The following is a 23373-nucleotide window of genomic DNA, read 5'->3' on the forward strand; positions in this document are numbered from 1 at the left end:
TCAGAGCTCCGCGAGCAGCTCGGCCTTCTTCGTCGAGAACTCCTCGTCCGTCACCAGCCCGGCCTGATGCAACTCGCCCAGGTGACGGATGCGTTCGGCGATGTCGGCGGGATCACGGCGCGGGGCCGCCGCGGGAACGACCGCGGCGGCCCCGCGTTCCCGTACGGCCGCCAGCACGGCGGCCGCGAACGGCAGCGACTCGTGGACCGGGCCGTACCCGAGCCCGAACACCACGGACGCCGGATCCTGGTCGGCCTGCGCGGGCACTTCCGCCCCGTGGCGCCGCAGCAGCCGCAGATGCCCCTCGAACACCTCCGGCGAGCGCCACTCCACCCCGCAGAGCTCGTCGACGGCGAAGACCTGGTCGCCGGCCTTCCACTTCGCCGACGACGCCCCGGTCCAGAACCAGCGGAAGCTCACCGTCCTGCCGTCGAAGGACGCCTTCGCGTCGTACGCCTTGAACTGGCGCGGCGCCTCGGGCGCGGCCACCAGATGACGGTCGGCCGGTCCGCCGCCGCCCAGCAGGGGCCGCAGTTCGTCGACGTAGTACTCGGCCAGCGTCTCCCTCTCGGCGGGCAGCACCAGCCGGTACGGGTCGCACGTCTCCTTCAGCTGCCCGGCCGCCGCGTCCAGCAGCGGATCGGCGCCGTCGCGCAGCTCGGCCCGCACCACCACGGTCCCGCGCCGGCCCGGGGTCAGGGTCACGCCCGTGATCGCCTCGAGCGGGACACGGCGTTCCCCGAGCGCCTGGAAGAGCTTGGGTGTCCGAATCCCCCGTTCGTAACGGATGAGCACGGAGTCGGACTCGAACTCCCAGGCGGCATGAAATCCGGCCAGTACGTCACCCATGCGGCTCATCGTATGCGTGGTCCGCTCCTTCGTCGCCATCCCGCGCAGACCGTGGTTTCTGCGCCTTCTACGCGCGTCCGGCCGTCGTCGTACCGGACAAACCCGCGCTGCACACGCCGTCTTCGCGTGCGCACACCACCGAGCGGTACGCGCCGACGCCGATCTCCGCGAAGTTCAGCAGACTCGCCGTACCGGGCTCGAAGTACCCGGCGTGGCCCTTGGCGCCCTCTGCCGACAGCACCCGCGCGCCGAAGCCGGCCGACACCGGATCGGCGCCGTGGCCGAGCCCGCCGAGCTGAAGGTAGGGCACGTCCTGGATCCAGTCCGTGGCGTCCCGCATCGCCCACACCGTGGCGGAGGTGTGCAGGCCCGCCGCCCTCTCGACGCGCATGCCGGGGCTGGCGGCGGCGACGATGTCGGACACCCGGCGCGGCAGCGCGTGCGCGGCGACCCCGCAGACGACCGAGCCGTAGCTGTGGCAGAACAGGGCGACCCGCGTCCTGCCGGGCAGCGCCCCCAGCAGGGCGTTCAGCCGTACCGCGCCGTCCCTCGCGCGTGTCCCCGTCGCCGAGTCGATGCCGAGCCCGGCCGGTGCCGTGTAGTCGGCCCAGGCGATCACGGCCGTACGCGTCGTCGGGCTCGCGTCCCGCTCGGCCGCGTACAGCGACTTGGCCATGCCGACCGGCGCGGAGTACGGGCGGTAGGTCTTCTGGAAGGTGAGCAGGTCGGTGTCGACGCCGGGGACGATCACCGAGATCCGCCGGGCCCGCGTCAGGTTCCCGAACACCTCGGCGATCCGCCCGTTGCCGTCGGGATCGAAGGCGAGGATGTGCCGGCCGTGCCGCAGCAGCGACTCGTAGCGGTGCATACGGCGGCCCGCCTCCTGCTGCCCGGCGGGCGAGAGGCGGTTGTCGTGCATGCGTCCCAGCTCGACCTTGCGCTGGGAGTCCAGCGCGAGACGGTTGGCGCGGTAGCGCAGGGCGACGGGGGCGCCGTTCATGTTGCCGACCGCGAGCGGGTAGCGGCGGGCGAGCAGCGCGCGTTCCTGTGCGGTGAGCGAGGCGAAGAAACGGGCCAGGCGCGTCGGGGAGGCGTCCGGGTCCGGCAGGCCGTGGCCGTGTATCCGGCCGTGCTCCCACGAGGACAGCGAGGCCTGGAGCGGGGTCTTCGCGCCGTGGCTGCGCAGGGCGGTCCAGCCGGTGGTCGCCAGCATGACGAAGACGACGGCCAGCGCGAGCAGTGCGCGCCAGACGTTCAGTTGCGGGGAGGTGTCGAAGGAAGTCACTGGGAGGACACACTAGGAGAACGAGAGGGTCTCGCGTGAGCCGAGTGATGCGTATCACGTTTCGATAAACCCGACGTGGCCGCGGTGTGTCTCAGCGTGTCCGCCAGTTCTCCGTGAGTGCCGGTCCCACCTGTTCGAGGTACGAGATCGTCAACGCGCGCATGGCCTCCAGGCTGAAGTCCTCGCCCGTGCTCCACTGCCGCTCGGTCACCCGCATCACCCCGCCGAACACCGCCACCGCCAGCCGCGGCCGCGGATCGGCGTCCACGTCCAGGCCCTCGCGCTCGGCCAGCACCCGCGCCATGGCCTCCTCGATCTCCATGTTGCGCCGTAGATGGGCGGCGAGCAGGACCGGCGTCGACTCGATCACCCGGTACATGCGCAGGTACAGCTCGACGGGTACGACGGCCTCGATCACCTCGTTGAGGGTCTGCCAGCCCTCCAGGACCGCCTGCTTCAGCGCCTCCATCGGCGCCTCGTCGGCCGGCCGCTCGCGCACCGCCTCCACGAAGCGGGCCACCACCAGCTCCTGCAGGGCGAGGGCGGCCTCCTCCTTGCCCGCGTAGTAGCGGAAGAAGGTGCGCTGGGAGACGTCGACGGCCTCGGCGATGTCGTCGACGGTCGTCCGCTCGTAGCCGCGCGTGGTGAACAGTTCGACGGCGGCTCGCAGCAGCGCGTCCCTGGTGCGCTGTTTCTTGCGCTCGCGGAGTGTCTCCATACGCGTCAGTTACCGACTTGTGAACAGGTTTGTCAATTGTCAGCGGCTGACACTAGCCTCGAACGCATGACTAGTCAGACCATCGGCACGACGGGGTCGGGGGGCCAGGCGCCACAAGCCCCGTCGGAGGAGGCGCCGCGGTCCTCGGGGCTCCGCGGCCACCCCTGGTTCACCCTGATCACCGTGGCCGTCGGCGTCATGATGGTGGCCCTGGACGGCACCATCGTGGCCATCGCCAACCCGGCCATCCAGAAGGACCTCAAGGCGAGCTTCGCCGACGTCCAGTGGATCACCAACGGCTACTTCCTGGCCCTCGCGGTCTCCCTGATCACCGCGGGCAAGCTCGGCGACCGCTTCGGCCACCGCCAGACCTTCCTGATCGGCGTGACCGGCTTCGCCGCCGCCTCGGGCGCCATCGGCCTGTCGCACAGCATCGCCGCGGTCGTCACCTTCCGCGTCTTCCAGGGCCTGTTCGGCGCCCTGCTGATGCCGGCCGCGCTCGGGCTGCTGCGGGCGACCTTCCCGGCCGAGAAGCTGAACATGGCGATCGGCATCTGGGGCATGGTCATCGGCGCCTCCACCGCGGGCGGCCCGATCCTCGGCGGTGTCCTCGTCGAGCACGTCAACTGGCAGTCGGTGTTCTTCATCAACGTGCCGGTCGGCGCGATCGCCCTGGTCCTGGGTCTGCTGATCCTGCTCGACCACCGCGCCGAGAACGCCCCGCGCTCCTTCGACATCCTGGGCATCGCCCTGCTGTCGGCCGCCATGTTCTGCCTGGTCTGGGCCCTGATCAAGGCGCCGACCTGGGGCTGGGGCGACGGCAGGACGTGGACCTTCATAGCCGCGTCGGTCCTCGGCTTCGCCCTCTTCTCCTTCTGGGAGACGAAGGTCAAGGAGCCGCTGATCCCGCTCGGCCTGTTCCGCTCCGTCCCGCTGTCCGCGGGCGTGGTCCTCATGGTCCTGATGGCCATCGCGTTCATGGGCGGCCTGTTCTTCGTGACGTTCTATCTGCAGAACGTGCACGGGATGAGTCCCATCGACGCCGGTCTGCACCTGCTGCCGCTCACCGGCATGATGATCGTCGCCTCGCCGCTCGCGGGCTTCGCGATCACCAAGCTCGGCCCGCGCGTCCCGCTCGCCGGCGGCATGATCGCGACCGCGGTCGCCATGTACGGCATGTCGACGCTCGAGGTCGACACCGGCAGCGCCGTGATGTCGATCTGGTTCGGCCTGCTCGGCCTCGGCCTCGCGCCCGTCATGGTCGGCGCCACCGAGGTCATCGTCGGCAACGCCCCCATGGAGCTGTCCGGCGTCGCCGGCGGCCTGCAGCAGGCGGCGATGCAGATCGGCGGCAGCCTCGGTACGGCGGTGCTGGGCGCGGTCATGGCCTCCAAGGTCGACAACGACCTCGCGGCCAACTGGAAGGACGCCGGCCTGCCGCCGCTCACCCCGGCCCAACTGCACCAGGCCTCTGAGGCGGTCCAGGTCGGAGTCGCCCCGGTCGCCAAGGGCACTCCGGAGCCGATCGTCGCGAAGATCACGGGCGTCGCGCACGACACGTTCATCTCCGGCATGAGCCTGGCCTCGCTGGTGGCCTGCGGGGTCGCGGCCGTGGCCGTCCTCGTCGCCCTGCTCACCAAGCGCGGCGAGAACGCGGAGGCGGGCGCGGGCGTCGGCCACGTCTGAGAAGCCGGAACTCCGACGCGACTTCGACGGACTTCCCCTATCAGGGTGAAGACGCTAAAGATTCCTCCCCTTCGACGCACGCCGCAGGTCACAGTGGGTCAAGCCCTCCGCAGGGGGTGACCGGTGCTGCGGCGCGCTGCCGGAGGGGGACAGCGCGCCGACAGACCGATGAATCGGCCGGTGATTAGGAGCCGTACCGGGGGTACCCGCTTGTTTGAACCCCGAACAGACCCCGGGGTTCAGGGAGTTGATGATGGCGGGCTTCGGAAATGGAACGCGCAGGTACCCCCGCTCACGTGGCCGGACGTGGTCACGGACCGGGCCGGATCGCGCGACGCTCGGGATCATCGGAGTCATCTGCGCGGTCGCCGGGTTCTTCGTGCTGGGGATCATCCTCGGTCCCGTCGCGGTCGTCTGCGGTTGGCTCGCCATGGGCCGCAGCTGGGCGGGCAGCCGCCCGGTGCCGGCTCTGGTCGCCTTCGTGCTGGGCGCCATCGACACGCTCCTGGCCATCGTATGGCTGGCAGGAGCGGCGACCCCGGGCAACGGTCTGTTCTGACCCGGGGCGAGTGAGGGAGGGACCCCCGGTTTGATGGGCCGGGGGTCCACCCACGCCGTGGCGGCTCCGCAGTCCCGCACAGGGCCGGATCGCGCGACGCTCGGGATCATCGCCGGGGGTCTGGGGGTGTCCCCCATAGAGGTCGTATCTGCGCGGTCGCCGGGTTCTTCGTGCTGGGGATCATCCTCGGTCCCGTCGCGGTCGTCTGCGGTTGGCTCGCCATGGGCCGCAGCTGGGCGGGCAGCCGCCCGGTGCCGGCTCTGGTCGCCTTCGTGCTGGGCGCCATCGACACGCTCCTGGCCATCGTATGGCTGGCAGGAGCGGCGACCCCGGGCAACGGTCTGTTCTGACCCGGGGCGAGTGAGGGAGGGACCCCCGGTTTGATGGGCCGGGGGTCCACCCACGCCGTGGGGCTTCAGAGCCTGTCCGAGACCTCTTTCAGTGCCGCCACCTCGGCTCTGAGGGCCCGGACCTCCTGCGTGAGAGCCTCGATGGCCTCCGTCTGGCGTTGTTCCTCCGCGTCGTCCTTCTCGAAGCGGGCCAGGAACCAGGCGGCGATGTTCGCGGTGACCACACCGAGCAGCGCGATGCCGGACAGCATCAGCCCGACGGCGATCATGCGGCCCAGCCCGGTGGTCGGAGCGTGGTCGCCGTATCCGACGGTCGTCATGGTCGTGAACGACCACCACAGCGCGTCACCCAGCGTCCGGATGTTCCCGTCCGGCGAGTCGCGCTCGACCGAGAGCACGGCCAGCGAGCCGAACATCAGCAGCCCGACGACCGCCCCGCCGACGTACGTCGTCAGCCTGATCTGGTTGGCCATCCGGGCCCGCCGCCCCACCAGCAGCAGCGTCGCGACCATCCGCAGCAGCCGCAGCGGCTGCAGGATCGGCAGCACGACCGCGCACAGGTCCAGCCAGTGCCGGCGCACGAACTCCTTGCGCTGCTGCGCGAGCACCAGCCGTGCCAGGTAGTCCGCGGCGAAGGCCCCCCACACCACCCACTCGATCACGGTGCACACCTGCGTCAGCGCGTGGCCCGCCGAGTGATCCACGATCGGCACGGCGTACGCGACGGCGAACAGCACGGTCAGCGCCAGCAGGGGCCGCTGCGTGCGTTGTTCCCAGCGCGCCTGCGCCGTTTGTCGCTCCATGCCCGCATCGTAAGGAAACGGTGAGGGGCGGCGGGACCACAGCCCGCCGCCCCTCACCGTTCGACACCGGCGCGAGCTACGCGTCGCCGCCCGCGACTCCCGGGTCCGCCGCGGACGCGTCCAGCAGCTGGTACCGGTCGATCGCCTGCTTCAGCACCGACCGGTCGACCTTGCCCTCCTTGGCCAGCTCCGTCAGCACCGCCACTACGATCGACTGCGCGTCGATGTGGAAGAACCGCCGCGCCGCACCCCGCGTGTCCGCGAAGCCGAAGCCGTCGGCACCCAGCGACTGGTACGTCCCCGGCACCCACCGCGCGATCTGGTCCGGAACCGACCGCATCCAGTCGGACACCGCCACGAACGGCCCCTGCGCCCCCGACAGCTTCCGCGTCACGTACGGCACCCGCTGCTCCTCCTCGGGGTGCAGCAGGTTGTGCTCCTCGCACGCCACGGCCTCGCGCCGCAGCTCGTTCCAGGAGGTCGCCGACCAGACGTCCGCCTTGACGTTCCACTCCTCGGCGAGGATCCTCTGCGCCTCCACCGCCCACGGCACCGCCACACCGGACGCCATGATCTGCGCGGGGATCGACCCGGAGGGGCCCTCGGAGAGGCGGTGGACGCCCTTGAGGATGCCCTCGACGTCCACGTTCTCCGGCTCGGCCGGGTGCTGGATGGGCTCGTTGTAGACGGTCAGGTAGTAGAAGACGTCCTCGCCGTGCGGGTGCTCCTCCGAGCCGCCGTACATCCGCCGCAGACCGTCCTGCACGATGTACGCGATCTCGTACGAGTACGCCGGGTCGTAGGCGACACACCCCGGGTTGGTCGAGGCGAGCAGCTGCGAGTGGCCGTCGGCGTGCTGCAGACCCTCACCGGTCAGCGTCGTACGTCCGGCGGTCGCACCCAGTACGAAACCGCGCGCCAGCTGGTCGGCCATCTGCCAGAACTGGTCACCCGTGCGCTGGAAGCCGAACATCGAGTAGAAGACGTAGACCGGGATCAGCGGTTCGCCGTGCGTCGCGTACGCCGAACCCGCCGCGATGAGGGAGGCCGTGCAGCCCGCCTCCGAGATGCCGTCGTGCAGCATCTGCCCGGTCGGCGACTCCTTGTAGGCCAGGAGCAGCTCGCGGTCCACGGACTCGTACTGCTGGCCCAGCGGGTTGTAGATCTTCGCACTCGGGAAGAACGAGTCCATCCCGAAGGTGCGGTACTCGTCCGGCGCGATCAGCACGAACCGCTTGCCGAACTCCTTGTCCCGCATGAGGTCCTTGAGCAGCCGGACGAAGGCCATGGTCGTCGCGATCGACTGCTGACCGGAGCCCTTCTTCACGCTCGCGTACGTCTTGTCGTCCGGCAACGGCAGCGGCTTGGAGCGCACGACACGCGTCGGGACGTACCCGCCGCACTGCTTGCGCTGGTCGTGCATGTACTGGATCTCTTCCGAGTTCCGGCCCGGGTGGTAGTACGGCGGCAGGCCGGACTCCAGCTCCTTGTCGGAGATCGGCAGGTGCAGCCGGTCCCGGAAGCGCTTGAGGTCGTCGACCGTCAGCTTCTTCATCTGGTGCGTGGCGTTGCGGCCCTCGAAGTTCGGGCCCAGCGTCCAGCCCTTGATGGTCTTCGCCAGGATGACCGTGGGCTGGCCCTTGTGCTCCTTGGCCGCCTTGAACGCCGCGTAGATCTTCTTGTGGTCGTGACCGCCGCGGCCCAGGTGCAGGATCTGGTCGTCGGTCATGTTCTCGACCATCGCGCGCAGCCGCTGGTCGTCGCCGAAGAAGTGATCACGGATGTAGGCGCCGGACTCGGTCGCGTACGTCTGGAACTGCCCGTCCGGCGTGGTGTTCATCTTGTTGACGAGGATGCCGTCGCGGTCCTGGGCGAGCAGCGGGTCCCAGGTACGGTCCCAGATCAGCTTGATCACGTTCCAGCCGGCGCCCCGGAAGACCGACTCCAGCTCCTGGATGATCTTGCCGTTGCCGCGGACCGGGCCGTCGAGGCGCTGCAGGTTGCAGTTGACGACGAAGGTCAGGTTGTCCAGGCCCTCGCGGGCGGCGATGGACAGCTGGCCCAGCGACTCGGGCTCGTCCATCTCGCCGTCGCCGAGGAACGCCCACACGTGCGACTTCGAGGTGTCGGCGATCCCGCGCGCGTGCATGTAGCGGTTCATCCGCGCCTGGTAGATCGCGCCGATCGGGCCGAGGCCCATCGAGACGGTCGGGAACTCCCAGAAGTCCGGCATCGACCGCGGGTGCGGGTAGCTGGACAGCCCGTTCGGATACCTCGACTTCTCCTGGCGGAAGCCGTCCAGCTGCTCCTCGGTCAGCCGGTCGAGCAGGTACGCGCGCGCGTAGATGCCGGGAGAGGCGTGCCCCTGGAAGAAGACCTGGTCGCCGCCGAGACCGTCGTCCTTGCCGCGGAAGAAGTGGTTGAAGCCGACGTCGTAGAGGGACGCCGAGGAGGCGAAGGTGGCGATGTGGCCGCCGACCCCGATGCCGGGACGCTGGGCGCGGGAGACCATCACCGCGGCGTTCCAGCGCGTGGCGTTGAGGACCTTGCGCTCGATCTCCTCGTTGCCCGGGAAGAACGGCTCGCTCTTGGTGGGGATGGTGTTCACGTAGTCCGTGCTGCGCATCTCCGGCACGGCCACGCGCTTCTCGCGGGCCCGCTCGATCAGCCGCAACATCAGATAGCGGGCCCGCTCCCGGCCCCGCTCGTCGACGGCGGCGTCGAGGGAGTCGAGCCACTCCTGGGTTTCCTCGGGGTCGAAGTCAGGAACCTGACTCGGAAGGCCGCCAATGATGATCGGGTTGCGATCGGATCCGGAAGCCACGCTGTTCCTTACCTGTCAGAGGGCTGTTTTGAGCTGCTTTTCGGTATGCCTGCACCGTTCCCCATCGTGGACCTCGGGAAAGCAAACGTCATCTCTACTGGGGGGTAACCAGGGCGCCCGCCTGCGTGCCCGGGTTCCCAATGCCGCAAAGGGGGCACAAAGGTGTGGTGTAGGTCACTCGGGACGTGGGCGGCGTGCACGGAGTTGGGGTGACACGGCCAGGAACGTCACCGTTTCGGCGGTCTGAACGGCCGGGTACTTGCGCGATCCGTCCCGCCCGTGTGGACTACGGCCAACGCTTCGCGCACGCGCGTGGCTGAACTCCCCCCGAGGGGGGACCCCCGTTCCAAGACATGATCAGGAGGCAACCCGTGAGCGCGACCGCGGACCACGCGGAGACGAGCCCTGCCGTAAGGCTGGGGTTCCAGCCCGAGCAGGTGGTCCAGGAGATCGGCTACGACGACGACGTAGACCAGGAACTCCGCGAGTCCATCGAGGAAGTCATCGGCAGCGACCTGGTGGACGAGGACTACGACGACGTCGCAGATGCCGTGGTGCTCTGGTTCCGCGACGAGGACGGCGACCTGACGGATGCGCTGGTGGATGCCACCACGTACATCGAAGAAGGCGGCTCGATCCTGCTCCTCACGCCGAAGACCGGCCGTGACGGCTACGTGGAGCCGAGCGACATCTCCGAAGCCGCGACGACGGCGGGGCTGTCCGCCTCCAAGAGCGTCAGCGTGGGCAAGGACTGGAGCGGCAGCCGGCTGGTGACGCCCAAGGCGGCCAAGTCCAAGAAGTAGCCCCAGAAGCAACCCCGTCGGGACGGGCCGGGACTCCTCGGCCCGTCCGTCGGCCCTCCGGGTGCGCTGCGTAGGGTGGAACCACCCGAACAGCCCCACGGAAAGGGACGTACTTCGATGGCGATCCAGGTCGGCGACAAGGCCCCCGACTTCGAGCTCAAGGACAACCACGGCCGCGCCGTGAAGCTCTCCGACTTCCGCGGCGAGAAGAACGTGGTCCTGCTCTTCTACCCCTTCGCCTTCACCGGCGTGTGCACCGGGGAGCTGTGCGAGGTGCGCGACAACCTGCCGAAGTTCGAGGGCCGCGACACGCAGGTGCTCGCCGTCTCCAACGACTCCATCCACACCCTGCGCGTCTTCGCCGAGCAGGAGGGCCTCGAGTACCCGCTGCTGAGCGACTTCTGGCCGCACGGCGAGGTCTCCCGCGCCTACGGCGTCTTCGCCGAGGACAAGGGCTGCGCGGTGCGCGGCACCTTCGTCATCGACAAGGAGGGCGTCGTGCGCTGGACCGTCGTCAACGCCCTGCCGGACGCGCGCGACCTCGGCGAGTACGTGAAGGCGCTCGACACCCTGTGATTGTCAGGTCCCAGGGCCTGCGTGGGACGGGAACCCGTCACTAGGATCGATTCGTTGATCCGATGTCAAACGCACGGCGGGGCTCCCCGCCCCTGGACACCAATGGAGGACTCGTGGGAGTCAGCCTCAGCAAGGGCGGCAACGTATCCCTGACCAAGGAGGCCCCGGGCCTGACCGCGGTCATCGTCGGTCTGGGGTGGGACGTCCGCACCACGACCGGCACGGACTTCGACCTCGACGCCAGCGCACTGCTGCTGAACAACTCCGGCAAGGTCGGCAACGACCAGAACTTCGTCTTCTTCAACAACCTCAAGAGCCCCGACGGCTCGGTGGAGCACACCGGTGACAACCTCACCGGTGAGGGCGAGGGCGACGACGAGCAGATCAAGGTCAACCTCGCGGGCGTCCCCGCGGACGTCGACAAGATCGTCTTCCCGGTCTCGATCTACGACGCCGAGAACCGCCAGCAGTCCTTCGGCCAGGTCCGCAACGCGTTCATCCGCGTCGTCAACCAGGCCGGCGGACAGGAGATCGCCCGGTACGACCTCAGCGAGGACGCCTCCACGGAGACCGCCATGGTCTTCGGCGAGCTGTACCGCAACGGCGCGGAGTGGAAGTTCCGCGCCATCGGCCAGGGCTACGCCTCGGGCCTGCGGGGCATCGCGCAGGACTTCGGCGTCAACGTCTGAGCGACGCCTCGACGGCTCTCACCCGCCGGCGCCGCACCGTTCGCGTGCGGCGCCGGCGGGTGCCCCCTCCGGGGGAGCGCACGACAACCAAACACGCACCATCTCGGGGAGGACCAGCATCATGGGCGTCACGCTCGCCAAGGGGGGCAACGTCTCCCTGTCCAAGGCCGCACCCAATCTCACGCAGGTGATGATCGGGCTCGGCTGGGACGCTCGCTCCACCACCGGAGCCGACTTCGACCTCGACGCCAGCGCCCTGCTGTGCAGCGGCGGCCGGGTGCTGGGCGACGAGTGGTTCATCTTCTACAACCAGCTCAAGAGCCCCGACGGCTCGGTGGAGCACACCGGCGACAACCTCACCGGTGAGGGCGAGGGCGACGACGAGTCGATCCTGATCGACCTCTCCAAGGTGCCCGCCCAGTGCGACAAGATCGTCTTCCCGGTCTCGATCCACATGGCCGACGAGCGGGGCCAGACGTTCGGCCAGGTCAGCAACGCCTTCATCCGGGTCGTCAACCAGGCCGACGGGCAGGAGCTCGCCCGCTACGACCTCAGCGAGGACGCCAGCACGGAAACCGCCATGATCTTCGGCGAGGTCTACCGCTACCAGGGCGAGTGGAAGTTCCGGGCGGTCGGCCAGGGATACGCCTCCGGACTGCGGGGCATCGCCCTGGACTTCGGGGTCAACGTCTCATAACGCGATATGAGCAAAAGACCGGGGCAGGGTGGGGTACGGAGGGGTGCCGACTAGACTTCGGCTTCAAAGTTTCGTAAAGCCGAGTGCGGCACGGGGGAAACCCGTACACGTACGGATTGGGTAGCCAGTGCTTCTGAAAACCTTCGGCTGGTCGTTCGCGGTCACCGCGCTCGGCCTGGTCGCTGCGGTCTTCTACGGGGGGTGGGAGGCCTTCGGCATCGTGGCGATCCTCTCCGTCCTGGAGATCTCGCTGTCCTTCGACAACGCGGTGGTCAACGCCGGGATCCTGAAGAAGATGAACGCCTTCTGGCAGAAGATCTTCCTCACGGTCGGCGTGCTCATCGCGGTCTTCGGCATGCGGCTGGTCTTCCCGGTCGTCATCGTGGCGGTCACCGCCAAGAAGAACCCGATCGACGCCGTCAACCTGGCACTGACCGACAAGGACCAGTACCAGCAGCTGGTCACCGACGCCCACCCGGCCATCGCCGCCTTCGGTGGCATGTTCCTGCTGATGATCTTCCTCGACTTCATCTTCGAGGACCGCGACATCCAGTGGCTGCGCTGGATCGAGCGCCCGCTGGCCAAGCTCGGCAAGGTCGACATGCTGTCGGTCTGCATCGCCCTGATCGTCCTGCTGATCACCTCCTTCACCTTCGCCACCCACGCCCACCAGCACGGCGGCGCGCACGCCGACAAGGCGCAGACGGTGCTGATCTCCGGCATCGCGGGCCTGATCACCTACATGATCGTCGGCGGCCTGTCCGGCTACTTCGAGGACAAGCTGGAGGAAGAGGAGGAGCGCGAGCACGAGGAGGAGGAGCGCGCCGAGCGCGAGGGCAAGCCCAAGTCGGCGGTGGTGCTGGCCGGCCAGGCCGCGTTCTTCATGTTCCTCTACCTGGAGGTCCTGGACGCGTCCTTCTCCTTCGACGGTGTGATCGGCGCGTTCGCCATCACCAACGACATCGTTCTGATGGCGCTGGGTCTGGGTATCGGCGCGATGTACGTCCGTTCGCTGACGGTCTACCTGGTGCGCCAGGGCACCCTCGACGACTACGTCTACCTGGAGCACGGCGCCCACTACGCGATCGGCGCCCTGGCCGTGATCCTCATGGTCACCATCCAGTACGAGATCAACGAGGTCGTCACCGGACTGGTCGGCGTCATCCTGATCGCCTGGTCCTTCTGGTCCTCCGTTCGCCGCAACCGCGCACTCGCGGCCGCGGAGGGAAAAGCCGAGGGCTCGGACGAGAAGACTGAGGTCTCGTCCGGGGTGTGACGCGCCCTCGGGTGAGGAACGCTCTGAGCGGGGCGGCCGGTCTCCGGCCGCCCCGTCGGTCATGTCGACCGGCCCTTTCGCGGCCGGTCGTTCCAGGTGAGACGTGGGGGCGGGAATGGGTTTCTTCGACGGCCTGCTGGGCTCGCGTACGGCGGACTTCGACTCCGGCAGCGCGGCCACGAACTCCATCGAGCTGACCAAACGGCACCACCAGGTCTCCCTCACCAAACAGGGAGCGGCGACCGGGCATCTGCGGGTCAACCTGAGCTGGCGGATGCGCACGTCCGACATAGGCGGCTCGCAGCGGGAGTCCCTGCTGCGGCACCCCTTCAAGGGGCTGAGGCCGCCGGAGGTCATGGGGCACAGCCAGAGCATGGTCAACGTCGACCTCGACCTGGGCTGCCTGTACGAGCTGACCGACGGCACCAAGGGGGTCGTCCAGCCCCTCGGCGGCTATCTCGGCGACGTCAACGCGCCGCCGTACATCAAGCTCAGCGGCGACGACCGGTTCGGGTCGGCGTCCGGAGAGACGATGTACGTCAACCTCGACCACCGGGACGCCATCAAGCGGCTGCTGGTGTTCGTGTACATCTACGACCAGACGCCGGCGTTCGACCGCACGCACGCGATCGTGACGCTGTACCCGAGCAACGGGCCCCGCATCGAGATCCACCTCGACGAGCGCCATCCGCAGGCCCGCTCGTGCGCGGTGGTGATGATCGAGAACGTGAAGGGCGAACTCGTCGTCCGGCGCGAGGTGAAGTTCGTCTACGGGTTCCAGGCCGAGCTGGACCGCCTGTACGGGTGGGGCCTGCAGTGGGGGCGGGGCTACAAAGCGAAAGCCGAGCGCTGACCGCCCCCCGGTGCCCCGCCCTAGCGTCCGATGAACTGCGGGCCCTGCGGCGGGAGCCGGAAGTCCGGGTTCGGGAGCGTGGTGACCTGGGGCGGATAGCCGTAGCCGGTCTGGGCGCCCGCCGTCGCCGGGGCGGGCTGCGGGTAGCCGTACGCCGGCTGGGTCGCGGGGGCCGGCTGCGGGTAGCCGTAGGCCGGCTGGGAGGGGACGGCCGTGGGCTGTTCCGGAGGCAGCGGCTGGGCGGGGGAGGTGGCCGCCGGCTGGGGCCGCGCGGGCTCCGGCTCCGACTCGTCGACCGAGATGCCGTAGTCCGTGGCCAGGCCCTTCAGGCCGTCCGTGTAGCCCTCGCCGAGGGCACGGAACTTCCACGTGTCGTCGCGGCGGTAGAGCTCGCCGCAGATCAGCGCCGTCTCGCCGCCCGTCTCGGGCTTGATGTCGAAGGAGATCAGCGGCTCGCCGTCGGCGGTCCGGGCGTCGTACAGCAGGATGCGCAGGCCCGGGACGCGGCCGAAGGGGACGTCCTCCGCCGACGCGACCAGAAGAATCCGGCTGACATCGCTCTCGACTCCGGCCAGATCCGTCTGGATCGTGTCGGTGGGACCATCGGCGAGGCGCTTCTTGCCGAGCCACCAGATCTTCCCGGAGGGGTGCCTGGGCTGGTTGTAGAAGACGAAGTCCTCGTCGGAGCGCACACGACCGTCGGGACCGAGGAGCAGCGCCGAGGCGTCGACATCCGGGACCCCCTGCCCGGGCGTCCAGCGCAGCACCGCCCGCACCGTGGTGGTCTCGAGCGGGACGTTCGACCCCTTCAGCATCGCGTGCGTCATGCGGTCATCCTGCCCTCTCGGTCCTGGTCACGACAACGTGGGGTGTGGGGTCCCCTGGGGCGTGCCGGTCATGTGTGGAATCGCCGTCGACATGGCCCGGTTACCAGAAATTCATGCCCTGCGGGAACCCCTGACACGGGTTTGTACGTACTATTACCGGCCACTCGTTTGCCGAATCCACATCCTTGTCCTGCGTCACGGGGGAGTTCCATGCGTCATTTCGGGCACATCGCCCCGGAGGTGCGCGGGCGCCTCTTCCACCAGCAGCCCTGCGAGTTCGGCACGGACTCCCCGGCCCGCACGCTCTCCGCGGCCCTCGGTGCCACGCTGTACAGCCCCGCCACCCGGCCGCGGCTCGCCGACGACATCGTCAAGCAGGCGGGCCTCGGCGTGGTCTCCATGGTGCTGTGCCTGGAGGACTCCATCGACGACGCCGACGTGGTGGCGGGCGAGGAGAACCTCGTACGCCAGTTCGCCGAGCTGGACGCGCGGGCCGCCGCGGGCGCCGGTGTGCCGCTGCTGTTCATCCGGGTGCGCACGCCCGAGCAGATCCCCGACCTGGTGCGACGACTCGGCGCGACCGTCCGGCTGCTGTCCGGCTTCGTCTTCCCGAAGTTCACCGAGGAGCGCGGCATCCCCTTCCTGGAGGCCCTCGCTGGCGCCGAGGCCACGAGCGGGCGGCGGCTGTTCGGGATGCCGGTGCTGGAGACGCCCGAGCTGATGTACCGCGAGACGCGCGTGGACGCCCTGGAGGGCATCGCCCGCTCCGTGGAGAAGTACCGCCACCGCGTGCTCGCGCTGCGCCTCGGCGTGACCGACTTCTGCTCCTCCTACGGCCTGCGCCGGGCCCCCGACATGACCGCCTACGACGTCCAGATCATCGCCTCCGTGATCGCCGACGTGGTCAACATGCTGGGCCGCGCCGACGGCACCGGGTTCACCGTGACCGGGCCGGTGTGGGAGTACTTCCGCGTCCCGGAGCGCATGTTCAAGCCGCTGCTGCGCACCAGCCCGTTCCTGGAGGGGCAGGCCGTCGAACTGCGCGAGAGACTGATCGAGCACGCCATGGACGGTCTGCTGCGGGAGATCTCGCTCGACCAGGCCAACGGCCTGCTGGGCAAGACCTGCATCCACCCCACCCATGTCCTGCCCGTGCACGCGCTGTCCGTGGTCAGCCACGAGGAGTTCAGCGACGCCGCGGACATCCTGCGGCCCGAGCGGGGCGGCGGGGGAGTGCTCAGGTCGTCCTACACGAACAAGATGAACGAGGTGAAGCCGCACCGCGCCTGGGCTGAGCGGACCATGCTGCGGGCCGAGGTCTTCGGCGTCGCGCGCGAGGACGTCAGTTTCGTGGATCTGCTCGCCGCCGGCATACCCGGCTGAACCTCAACGACCAGGGAATCATGATCAACGCAGTGAACGACGGGGTGTGGTCCGGGACCTGGGTCGCCCAGCGGCTCGGGCTCGAACTCATGGGCGACGACGAGCTCACCGACCTGCTGGGGCTGGCGCTGCGCCGCAACCCCAAGCGGGCGCATCTGCTCGTCTCCAACGTGCTGGGCAAGCACGTACCGCAGTCGCCCTCGGTGGTCTACGGCTACGGGTTCGCCCTGGGCCGCAGGGTGCGGGAGCTGCTGGGCACCGAGGAGGCCGGCGAGGCGGTGGTCCTCGGGTACGCGGAGACGGCGACCGGGCTGGGCCACTCCGTCGCGGACGGCATCGGCTCCGCCCCCTACCTGCACTCCACCCGCCGCCCGGTCGCCGGTGTGACGGCGGCGGGCGGCTTCGAGGAGTCCCACTCCCACGCCACCTCGCACCTCCTGCTGCCGGAGAACCCCACGCTGCTGGCCGGGGACGGCCCCCTGGTCCTGGTCGACGACGAGTTCTCCACGGGCAACACGGTGCTCAACACCGTGCGGGATCTCCACGCGAGGTACCCGCGGCGCCGGTACGTGGTGGTGGCCCTGGTCGACATGCGCTCGGCGGCCGACGCGGGGCGGCTGGAGGAGTTCGCGCGGGAGATAGGCGCCAGGGTCGACCTGGTGGCAGCGGCCTCGGGGACGGTACGGCTGCCGGAGGGGGTGCTGGAGAAGGGGCGGGAACTGGTGGCGCGGTACGAGGCGGAGGGCGCCGCGCCGGGTGGTTCGTCGGCTGCGGGCGCGTCGGGGCCGGTCGCGCAGTTCCCCGCGCCCCTTCACGGCGTTCACGGGAGCGCCCCTCAAGGGGCGCGGGGAACTGCGCGACCAGCCCCCTCCCACCCGCACCCGGCCGTCAGGCGAGTGGACCTCATCTGGCCCCGCGACCTCCCCGACGGCGGCCGGCACGGGTTCACCCCCGCGCATCGGACCCGCCTCGAGGCCGCCCTGCCCGCCATGGTCGCCCGCCTGGCCGACGCACTGCCCGAGGGGGCCCGGCGCGTGCATGTCCTCGGGTTCGAGGAGCTGATGTACGCCCCCCTGCGCCTGGCCCGCGAGCTGGAGCAGGTCGTCGAGGCCGAGGTGCGATACTCGACCACCACCCGCTCGCCCGTCCTCGCCGTCGACGACCCCGGTTACGCGATACGCAGCCGGATCACCTTCCCCGCCCACGACGACCCCGCCGACGGCCCCGGCGAGCGCTACGCCTACAACGTGGCCGGCGCCGGATTCGACGCGGTCGTCGCCGTGGTCGACTCGGCCGCCGACACCCCCGAACTGCACGCTCCCGACGGACTGTTGGCCCAGCTCGCCGTCCACACCCCGCACGTACTGCTCGCGGTCGTGCCCTCGTACGTCCCCGAAAGGCCATCCATGCTGCCCGAGCCCCTACGCGGCCCCGCCTTCTCCTCGTACGCGCCCGAGGAGGTCGGCTGGCTGCTGCAGGACCTCTCGGACGTGACGCTGGAGGCGCCGACCGAGGAGCGGGAGGAGGCCATCCAGAGCGGCGGCGCGCACTACGCGGAGTCGCTGCCGGTCGAGTACCAGCCCAGCGAGCAGTACCAGGAGCTGTTCCACGCGGCGCTGGGGACGACGGCCACCCGGATCGCGCAGGCCGTCGGCGCCGTCACCGAGCTCGTGCTCGCCGAGCGGTCGCCTCGCCCGGTCCTCGTCTCGCTCGCCCGCGCGGGCACCCCCGTGGGCGTGCTGATGCGCCGCTGGGCGCAGTTCCGGCACGGCCTGGACCTGCCGCACTACGCCGTGTCCATCGTCCGCGGCCGCGGCATCGACGCCAACGCCCTGCGCTGGCTGGCCGCCCACCACGACCCCGCCGACGTCGTGTTCGTCGACGGCTGGACCGGCAAGGGCGCCATCACCCGCGAACTCGCCGACGCCATCGAGGAGTTCGAGGCGTCCGACGGCATCACCGGCTTCGACCCGGAGATCGCGGTGCTGGCCGACCCGGGCTCGTGCGTACGGACGTACGGCACCAGGGAGGACTTCCTGATCCCCTCCGCCTGCCTCAACTCGACCGTCTCCGGCCTGATCTCCCGCACGGTGCTGCGCGCCGACCTGGTCGGTCCGCACGACTTCCACGGCGCCAAGTTCTACCGCGAACTCGCCGGGGCGGACGTCTCCGTGGACTTCCTCGACGCCGTCGCCGCCTGCTTCCCCGAGGTCACGGAGGCCGTCGACGCGCAGGCGAAGGAACTGCTGTCCGCCGACCGCGCGCCGACCTGGGAGGGCTGGGCGGCCGTGGAGAGGATCAGTGAGGAGTACGGCATCCACGACGTGAACCTCGTCAAGCCCGGCGTCGGCGAGACCACGCGGGTGCTGCTGCGCCGGGTGCCCTGGAAGATCCTGGCGCGGGCCGGGGCGGGCGCCGACCTGGACCACGTACGGCTGCTGGCCGAGCAGAGAGGGGTGCCCGTCGAGGAGGTCGGCGAACTGCCGTACACCTGCGTGGGGTTGATCCACCCCCGCTACACCCGGGGTGCGACGGGCGCCGACGGCAAGGCGGTGAACGTCTGATGCCGGTGCTGGTGGCGAGCGACCTCGACCGTACGCTGATCTACTCCCCGGCGGCCCTCGCGCTGACCATGCCGGACGCGCGGGCGCCCCGGCTGCTCTGCGTCGAGGTGCACGAGAGCAGGCCGCTGTCGTTCATGACGGAGACCGCGGCCGCGCTGCTGACCGACCTCGGGGACGCGGCGGTGTTCGTGCCGACGACGACCCGGACCCGCAAGCAGTACCTGCGCATCAACCTGCCGGGCCCGACGCCGAAGTACGCGATCTGCGCCAACGGCGGCCACCTGATGGTGGACGGCGTGTCCGACCTGGACTGGCACGCCCGGGTGACGGCCCGGCTGGCGGACGAGTGCGCGCCGCTGGACGAGGTGCGCGAGCACCTGCTGGCCAACGCCGACCCGCTCTGGGTGCGCAAGCACCGCGTCGCCGAGGACCTCTTCGCCTACCTGGTCGTCGAGCGCGAACTGCTGCCGGAGGAGTGGGTCAAGGAGCTCGCGGTCTGGGCGGAGAACCGTGGCTGGACGGTGTCGCTGCAGGGGCGGAAGATCTACGCCGTCCCCAAGCCGCTGACGAAGAGCGCGGCGATGCGCGAGGTCGCCCGGCGGACCGGCGCGGAGCTGACGCTGGCCGCCGGCGACTCGCTGCTGGACGCCGACCTGCTGCTGGCGGCGGACCGGGGCTGGCGCCCGGGCCACGGGGAACTGGCGGACGCCGCCTGGTCGGCCCCGCAGATCGTGGCGCTGCCGGAACGCGGCGTCCTGGCGGGGGAGCGCATCCTGCGGGAGTTCCTGAGGGCGACGCGCGGTGCGACGTCCTGAGCGCGGCACCGCGCCGTCGGGACGGCCGAGGGCGTGTCCGCCCTAGCCGCAGCACCCTCCGCCGCAGCAGCCGCCCCCGCCGCCGGAGGCCCTGGGCGCCGGTGCCGACGCGGTCCCGCCGACGGCCACGGTCGACAGGAGCTTCACCGTGTCCTCGTGGCCCGCGGGACAGGCGGCGGGGTCGGAGGAGCGGACCATCGGTCGGCTGACTTCGAAGGTGTCTCCGCAGGTGCGGCAGCGGTACTCATAGCGAGGCATGCGAGAAGGTTAGCGATGGTTCCATATCCCGGGTGTGACTCAACTCTCAAGTCCACCATGTGCCCCTGTGGTCGATATGTGCTCGTTCTTAACACAATCGCATGTGGAGAAGATGCGAAGATCATTGATATTTTTCGCCCGTGACCGGGACAGCACAGCGCAGTGGCCGGCCGGGTGACCACCGTCGGCCGCGCCGCCGCCGCGCCGCGCCCAAAACCACCCCCTGGACGGTACTGCGCGAGCGCCTCCAGCCGGCCCTCCCCTTCCTGCGCCGCCTGCGCCCCGCCTACCCCCGCCCCGGCCGCATGGGCTGGCAGCGCTGGCTGCCCTCCGGCCGCCAGTGGCTCGGCGGCTTCCTCGGAGCCATCGGCCTGACCGGCCTGTTCCTGGTCGTCGCCTACGCCGCCACGGACATACCCAAGAACCTCAACTCCTACGCCACCCAGCAGGACAACGTCTTCTACTGGTCCGACGGCACCCCCATGGCCCGCACCGGCTGGGTGCAGCGGCAGGCGATGCCGCTCAAGGAGATACCCGAGAACGTCCGCTGGGCCGTGCTCGCCGCCGAGAACGAGAGCTTCTACTCCGACCCCGGCATCTCCTTCAAGGGCATCACCCGCGCGCTCTACCGCACGATCGGCCAGGGCGACACCGAGGGCGGCTCCACCATCACCCAGCAGTACGTCAAGAACGTGTACCTGACGCAGAACCAGACCGTCAGCCGCAAGTTCACCGAGGCGATGATCGCCCTCAAGCTCGACAACCGCATGAGCAAGGACCAGATCCTCGAGGGCTACCTCAACACCAGCTGGTTCGGCCGCGGCACCTACGGCATCCAGCGCGCCGCCCAGGCGTACTACGGCACGGACGTCTCCCACCTCAACGCCAGCCAGGGCGCGTTCCTCGCCTCGCTGCTCAAGGGCGCGGGCCTCTACGACCCCACCCTCTCCGCGGCCAACCACAAGCGGGCCGTGGAGCGCTGGTCGTGGATCCTCGACCGCATGGTCAAGATCGGCAAGCTGACCCCGGCCGAGCGCGCCCAGTACAAGACGTTCCCCGAACCCCTCAAGACCGCCCGCGTCTACGACACCGGCAAGCAGAGCGACTACCTGGTCGAACTCGCCCAGCAGTACGCCAAGAAGTCCGCGAACATCTCCGACAAGCAGTTCGACCTCGGCGGCTACCAGATCTACACCACCTTCGACCGCAAGCGGGAGACCCGGCTCACCGACGCCGTCGCCAAGGCCCGCAAGCAGGCGAAGAAGGACGACCCCAAGGCCGCGAAGACCGTCCACTACGGCGCCGCCTCCGTCGCCACCGACGGACGGATCCTCGCCGTCTACGGCGGCCCCGACCACCGTACGCAGGGCTACAACGAGTCCAACGCCAGCACCGTCCCCGCCGGCTCGGCCTTCGTGCCCTTCGTCTACGCGGCCGGCCTGGAACACGGCATCCGCAAGACCCGCACCGGACCCACCACCACCGTCACCCCGGACACCGTCTACGACGGCGACGACGGCACCGTCGTCACCACGCCCGAGGGACCGTACTGGGACCGCAGCGGCAAACGGGTCCTCGCCCACAACGACGACGGCAAGTCCTACGGCCAGATCTCCCTCGGCAACGCACTCGCCCAGGGCGTGAACGCGCCGTTCATGCAACTCGGCATGGACACCGGCCTGGACAAAGTGCGCCAGACCGCCGTGGCGGCCGGACTGCTCTCCTCCAGCCTCGGCGCCCAGGTGCCCGCCCTGACCACCGGCAGCTCCACACCCAGCGCCATCCGGATGGCCAGCGGATACGCCACCTTCGCCGCCAACGGCCTGCACACCGAGCCGTACTCGGTACGCCGCATCACCAAGAACGGCGCCAAGGTCCCCCTGGCCACACCCACCGCCCACCGCGCCATCGACGCCCAGGTCGCCAAGGACGTCTCCTCGGCACTGACCAGCAACCTGCTGCGCGCCCACCCCACCGTCCCCGCGGTGCGGGCGGGCGGAATGGCCGGAATCACCTCCGACGACAAGGCCGCCTGGTACACCGGCAACACCGACACCCTGTCCACCGCCGTCGTCGTCTACCGCATGGACCTCACCAAGTCCCTGGAGCCGCTCCCGCTCAAGGGCATCGCCGGCAAACCCACCGACAGCGTCCCCTACGCCGTGTGGTCGGGCGCCATGGGCTTCGACTGATCACCGAAGCCCCTGTCACCCCCCACTCCCTCGCAGAATGAGCACCGCATGAGCCGCACCGTGCCAGGAGCAAAAGCCAAGGGCCGCCGACGCAAAGAGCGCGCCCCCCGCCGCCCCACCCGCCCCGAGGTCCTCACCCTCGCCGCCTTCCTCGTCGTGGCCTCCCTGGTCGCGGGCGCCCTGGCCCTCACCCGCCAGGACCATCCCCAGCCCGCCGCCTCCTCACAGCGCTCCGCGAAGGCCAAGCCGAAGTCCGAACCCTCCTGGGACGGGAAGACCAAGGTCCTCGGCGACGGCTCCACCTCCTACACCGGCCCGCAGAGCGGCCGGCTGAAGCCCGTTCCGCTCAAGCCCGGGGAGAAGCCGCCCCAGTTCGTCGTCTTCTCCTGGGACGGCGCCCTGGAGGGCAGCGACCACCTCTTCTCCCACTACCGCGAGCTGGCGAAGCAGTACGACGCCCACATGACCTTCTTCCTCACCGGCATCTACCTGCTGCCCAAGGAGAAGAAGACCCTCTACGACCCGCCGCTCCACGCGCCCGGCTCCGCGGCCATCGACTACCCCACGGACGAACACGTCCGCACCACCCTGGAGCAGCTCCGCCTCGCCTACAACGAGGGCAACGAGATCGGCACCCACTTCAACGGCCACTTCTGCGACAGCAAGACCAGCGGCAAGTACTGGACCACCGACGAGTGGAAGCAGGAGATCGACCAGTTCTACTCGCTCGTGGAGCACTGGAAGACCAACACCGGCTTCAAGGACATCCCCGCCCTGCCCTTCGACTTCAAGAAGGAGGTCGTCGGCGGCCGAGCCCCCTGCCTGGAGGGCCAGAAGAACCTCCTGAAGGTCATCAAGGACTACGGCTACCGCTACGACGCCTCCTCGCCCGGCGGCTTCCAGATATGGCCCGAGAAGAAGAGCGGCATCTGGGACTTCCCCCTCCAGCTCCTGCCGTACCAGGGCGCCGACTACCAGGGCCTGTCCATGGACTTCAACTTCCTCTACAACCAGTCCGGCGGCGAGACCGACGGCGACCCCGCCGACTACCCCGCGTGGGAGCAGCAGACCGTCGCCTCCTACATGGACGGCTTCAACCGCGTCTACTACGGCAGCCGCGCCCCGCTGTTCGTCGGCAACCACTTCGAGGACTGGAACGGCGGCATATACATGAAGGCCGTCGACCAGGTCATCAAGAACGTCTGCACGAAGAAGGGCGTCAAGTGCGTCTCCTTCAAGGAACTGGCCGACTGGCTGGACGTGCAGAAGCCGGAGACCCTCGCCCGCCTGCGCGGACTGGACCCCGCGCAGTCGCCTGACTGGTCGACGGTCGTGAAATAGCCGTTCCGGCTCGAACAGCTGGAGC

20 protein-coding genes and 1 pseudogene are annotated in these 23373 nt (G+C 69.6%); 14 read left to right on the forward strand and 7 right to left on the reverse strand.

Going from position 1 to position 23373, the window contains the following annotated elements; all coding sequences use genetic code 11:
- The 3 genes from ACIGDI_RS03345 to ACIGDI_RS03355 all read right to left on the reverse strand — a co-directional run bounded on the left by ACIGDI_RS03345 (position 1) and on the right by ACIGDI_RS03355 (position 2852).
- Positions 1-858, reverse strand: coding sequence for a DUF4429 domain-containing protein (locus tag ACIGDI_RS03345; RefSeq protein ID WP_399889779.1), 858 nt, complete (start codon positions 856-858; stop codon positions 1-3).
- A 58-nt stretch (positions 859-916) separates the two neighbouring features.
- Positions 917-2134: an alpha/beta hydrolase gene (locus tag ACIGDI_RS03350; protein WP_399889782.1), complete on the reverse strand. Its 1218-nt coding sequence runs from the start codon at positions 2132-2134 to the stop codon at positions 917-919.
- A 91-nt stretch (positions 2135-2225) separates the two neighbouring features.
- Entirely contained in the window at positions 2226-2852 is a 627-nt protein-coding gene (locus tag ACIGDI_RS03355) for a TetR family transcriptional regulator (protein ID WP_399889785.1), read from the reverse strand.
- A 66-nt stretch (positions 2853-2918) separates the two neighbouring features.
- On the opposite strand from ACIGDI_RS03355, the gene ACIGDI_RS03360 reads away from it, so the two are divergent.
- From ACIGDI_RS03360 to ACIGDI_RS03370, 3 genes and pseudogenes are all read left to right on the forward strand, one after another.
- Positions 2919-4538, forward strand: coding sequence for an MFS transporter (locus ACIGDI_RS03360; protein ID WP_390626062.1), 1620 nt, complete (start codon positions 2919-2921; stop codon positions 4536-4538).
- 250 nt (positions 4539-4788) lie between these two features.
- Positions 4789-5097 (forward strand): small hydrophobic protein, encoded by a 309-nt coding sequence (locus tag ACIGDI_RS03365; protein WP_399890479.1) that lies wholly within the window; start codon positions 4789-4791, stop codon positions 5095-5097.
- A gap of 33 nt (positions 5098-5130) precedes the next feature.
- Positions 5131-5447: pseudogene (locus tag ACIGDI_RS03370) on the forward strand (small hydrophobic protein).
- 65 nt (positions 5448-5512) lie between these two features.
- On the opposite strand, the gene ACIGDI_RS03375 reads toward ACIGDI_RS03370, so the two are convergent.
- Both ACIGDI_RS03375 and aceE read right to left on the reverse strand, forming a co-directional pair.
- Positions 5513-6250 carry an ion channel gene (locus tag ACIGDI_RS03375; RefSeq protein WP_399889788.1) on the reverse strand — a complete coding sequence of 246 codons (738 nt, stop codon included), beginning with the start codon at positions 6248-6250 and terminating at the stop codon, positions 5513-5515.
- A 76-nt stretch (positions 6251-6326) separates the two neighbouring features.
- Complete coding sequence (aceE, locus tag ACIGDI_RS03380) at positions 6327-9074, reverse strand: pyruvate dehydrogenase (acetyl-transferring), homodimeric type (RefSeq protein ID WP_399889791.1); 2748 nt, start codon at positions 9072-9074, stop codon at positions 6327-6329.
- A gap of 371 nt (positions 9075-9445) precedes the next feature.
- Here aceE and ACIGDI_RS03385 point away from each other — a divergent pair, with 371 nt between their 5' ends.
- From ACIGDI_RS03385 to ACIGDI_RS03410, 6 genes are all read left to right on the forward strand, one after another.
- Positions 9446-9877: a DUF3052 domain-containing protein gene (locus ACIGDI_RS03385; protein ID WP_058925542.1), complete on the forward strand. Its 432-nt coding sequence runs from the start codon at positions 9446-9448 to the stop codon at positions 9875-9877.
- 117 nt (positions 9878-9994) lie between these two features.
- A complete protein-coding gene (locus ACIGDI_RS03390; protein ID WP_200704550.1) occupies positions 9995-10453 on the forward strand; it encodes a peroxiredoxin in 459 nt (152 codons plus the stop codon).
- 113 nt (positions 10454-10566) lie between these two features.
- Positions 10567-11142, forward strand: coding sequence for a TerD family protein (locus ACIGDI_RS03395; protein WP_200704551.1), 576 nt, complete (start codon positions 10567-10569; stop codon positions 11140-11142).
- A gap of 121 nt (positions 11143-11263) precedes the next feature.
- Entirely contained in the window at positions 11264-11839 is a 576-nt protein-coding gene (locus tag ACIGDI_RS03400; RefSeq protein ID WP_351584462.1) for a TerD family protein, read from the forward strand.
- Positions 11840-11966: 127 nt separating this feature from the next.
- Positions 11967-13115 (forward strand): DUF475 domain-containing protein, encoded by a 1149-nt coding sequence (locus tag ACIGDI_RS03405; RefSeq protein WP_399889796.1) that lies wholly within the window; start codon positions 11967-11969, stop codon positions 13113-13115.
- Between the two features lie 115 nt (positions 13116-13230).
- On the forward strand, positions 13231-13968 hold the full coding sequence (locus ACIGDI_RS03410) for a Tellurium resistance (RefSeq protein WP_399889799.1): 738 nt from the start codon (positions 13231-13233) through the stop codon (positions 13966-13968).
- 20 nt (positions 13969-13988) lie between these two features.
- Here the strand turns inward: ACIGDI_RS03410 and ACIGDI_RS03415 are convergent, their stop codons facing one another.
- The gene (locus ACIGDI_RS03415; RefSeq protein ID WP_399889802.1) at positions 13989-14795 is read right to left on the reverse strand and encodes a TerD family protein; all 807 of its coding nucleotides are present in this window, start codon (positions 14793-14795) and stop codon (positions 13989-13991) included.
- A gap of 210 nt (positions 14796-15005) precedes the next feature.
- Between ACIGDI_RS03415 and ACIGDI_RS03420 the strand changes: the two genes are divergently transcribed.
- From ACIGDI_RS03420 to ACIGDI_RS03430, 3 genes are read left to right on the forward strand one after another with little or no spacing between them, the layout of a single operon-like run.
- A complete protein-coding gene (locus ACIGDI_RS03420; RefSeq protein ID WP_399889805.1) occupies positions 15006-16178 on the forward strand; it encodes an HpcH/HpaI aldolase/citrate lyase family protein in 1173 nt (390 codons plus the stop codon).
- Between the two features lie 20 nt (positions 16179-16198).
- The gene (locus tag ACIGDI_RS03425; protein WP_399889808.1) at positions 16199-18742 is read left to right on the forward strand and encodes a phosphoribosyltransferase; all 2544 of its coding nucleotides are present in this window, start codon (positions 16199-16201) and stop codon (positions 18740-18742) included.
- Positions 18742-19557, forward strand: coding sequence for an HAD family hydrolase (locus tag ACIGDI_RS03430; protein ID WP_399889811.1), 816 nt, complete (start codon positions 18742-18744; stop codon positions 19555-19557). Before ACIGDI_RS03425 ends, ACIGDI_RS03430 begins: the two co-directional genes overlap by 1 nt.
- Before the next feature lie 42 nt (positions 19558-19599).
- Here the strand turns inward: ACIGDI_RS03430 and ACIGDI_RS03435 are convergent, their stop codons facing one another.
- A complete protein-coding gene (locus tag ACIGDI_RS03435; protein WP_399889814.1) occupies positions 19600-19815 on the reverse strand; it encodes a zinc ribbon domain-containing protein in 216 nt (71 codons plus the stop codon).
- A gap of 140 nt (positions 19816-19955) precedes the next feature.
- Between ACIGDI_RS03435 and ACIGDI_RS03440 the strand changes: the two genes are divergently transcribed.
- Both ACIGDI_RS03440 and ACIGDI_RS03445 read left to right on the forward strand, forming a co-directional pair.
- Positions 19956-22007 (forward strand): transglycosylase domain-containing protein, encoded by a 2052-nt coding sequence (locus ACIGDI_RS03440; protein WP_399889817.1) that lies wholly within the window; start codon positions 19956-19958, stop codon positions 22005-22007.
- A 48-nt stretch (positions 22008-22055) separates the two neighbouring features.
- Complete coding sequence (locus ACIGDI_RS03445) at positions 22056-23348, forward strand: hypothetical protein (protein WP_399889820.1); 1293 nt, start codon at positions 22056-22058, stop codon at positions 23346-23348.
- Positions 23349-23373 lie beyond the last annotated feature (25 nt).

This window comes from Streptomyces sp. NPDC085900 (assembly GCF_044540925.1).
GTDB lineage: Bacteria > Actinomycetota > Actinomycetes > Streptomycetales > Streptomycetaceae > Streptomyces > Streptomyces gilvifuscus.

What these genes read in the sequence shown, in the direction of transcription:
- ACIGDI_RS03430 (WP_399889811.1), top strand. Translation starts at nt 18,742, where the DNA reads ATGCCGGTGCTGGTGGCGAGCGACCTCGACCGTACGCTGATCTACTCC.
- ACIGDI_RS03365 (WP_399890479.1), top strand. Translation starts at nt 4,789, where the DNA reads ATGATGGCGGGCTTCGGAAATGGAACGCGCAGGTACCCCCGCTCACGT.
- ACIGDI_RS03435 (WP_399889814.1), bottom strand. Translation starts at nt 19,815, where the DNA reads ATGCCTCGCTATGAGTACCGCTGCCGCACCTGCGGAGACACCTTCGAA.
- ACIGDI_RS03400 (WP_351584462.1), top strand. Translation starts at nt 11,264, where the DNA reads ATGGGCGTCACGCTCGCCAAGGGGGGCAACGTCTCCCTGTCCAAGGCC.
- ACIGDI_RS03415 (WP_399889802.1), bottom strand. Translation starts at nt 14,795, where the DNA reads ATGACGCACGCGATGCTGAAGGGGTCGAACGTCCCGCTCGAGACCACC.
- ACIGDI_RS03420 (WP_399889805.1), top strand. Translation starts at nt 15,006, where the DNA reads ATGCGTCATTTCGGGCACATCGCCCCGGAGGTGCGCGGGCGCCTCTTC.
- ACIGDI_RS03360 (WP_390626062.1), top strand. Translation starts at nt 2,919, where the DNA reads ATGACTAGTCAGACCATCGGCACGACGGGGTCGGGGGGCCAGGCGCCA.
- ACIGDI_RS03445 (WP_399889820.1), top strand. Translation starts at nt 22,056, where the DNA reads ATGAGCCGCACCGTGCCAGGAGCAAAAGCCAAGGGCCGCCGACGCAAA.
- ACIGDI_RS03355 (WP_399889785.1), bottom strand. Translation starts at nt 2,852, where the DNA reads ATGGAGACACTCCGCGAGCGCAAGAAACAGCGCACCAGGGACGCGCTG.
- ACIGDI_RS03375 (WP_399889788.1), bottom strand. Translation starts at nt 6,250, where the DNA reads ATGGAGCGACAAACGGCGCAGGCGCGCTGGGAACAACGCACGCAGCGG.
- ACIGDI_RS03410 (WP_399889799.1), top strand. Translation starts at nt 13,231, where the DNA reads ATGGGTTTCTTCGACGGCCTGCTGGGCTCGCGTACGGCGGACTTCGAC.
- ACIGDI_RS03345 (WP_399889779.1), bottom strand. Translation starts at nt 858, where the DNA reads ATGAGCCGCATGGGTGACGTACTGGCCGGATTTCATGCCGCCTGGGAG.
- ACIGDI_RS03425 (WP_399889808.1), top strand. Translation starts at nt 16,199, where the DNA reads ATGATCAACGCAGTGAACGACGGGGTGTGGTCCGGGACCTGGGTCGCC.
- ACIGDI_RS03390 (WP_200704550.1), top strand. Translation starts at nt 9,995, where the DNA reads ATGGCGATCCAGGTCGGCGACAAGGCCCCCGACTTCGAGCTCAAGGAC.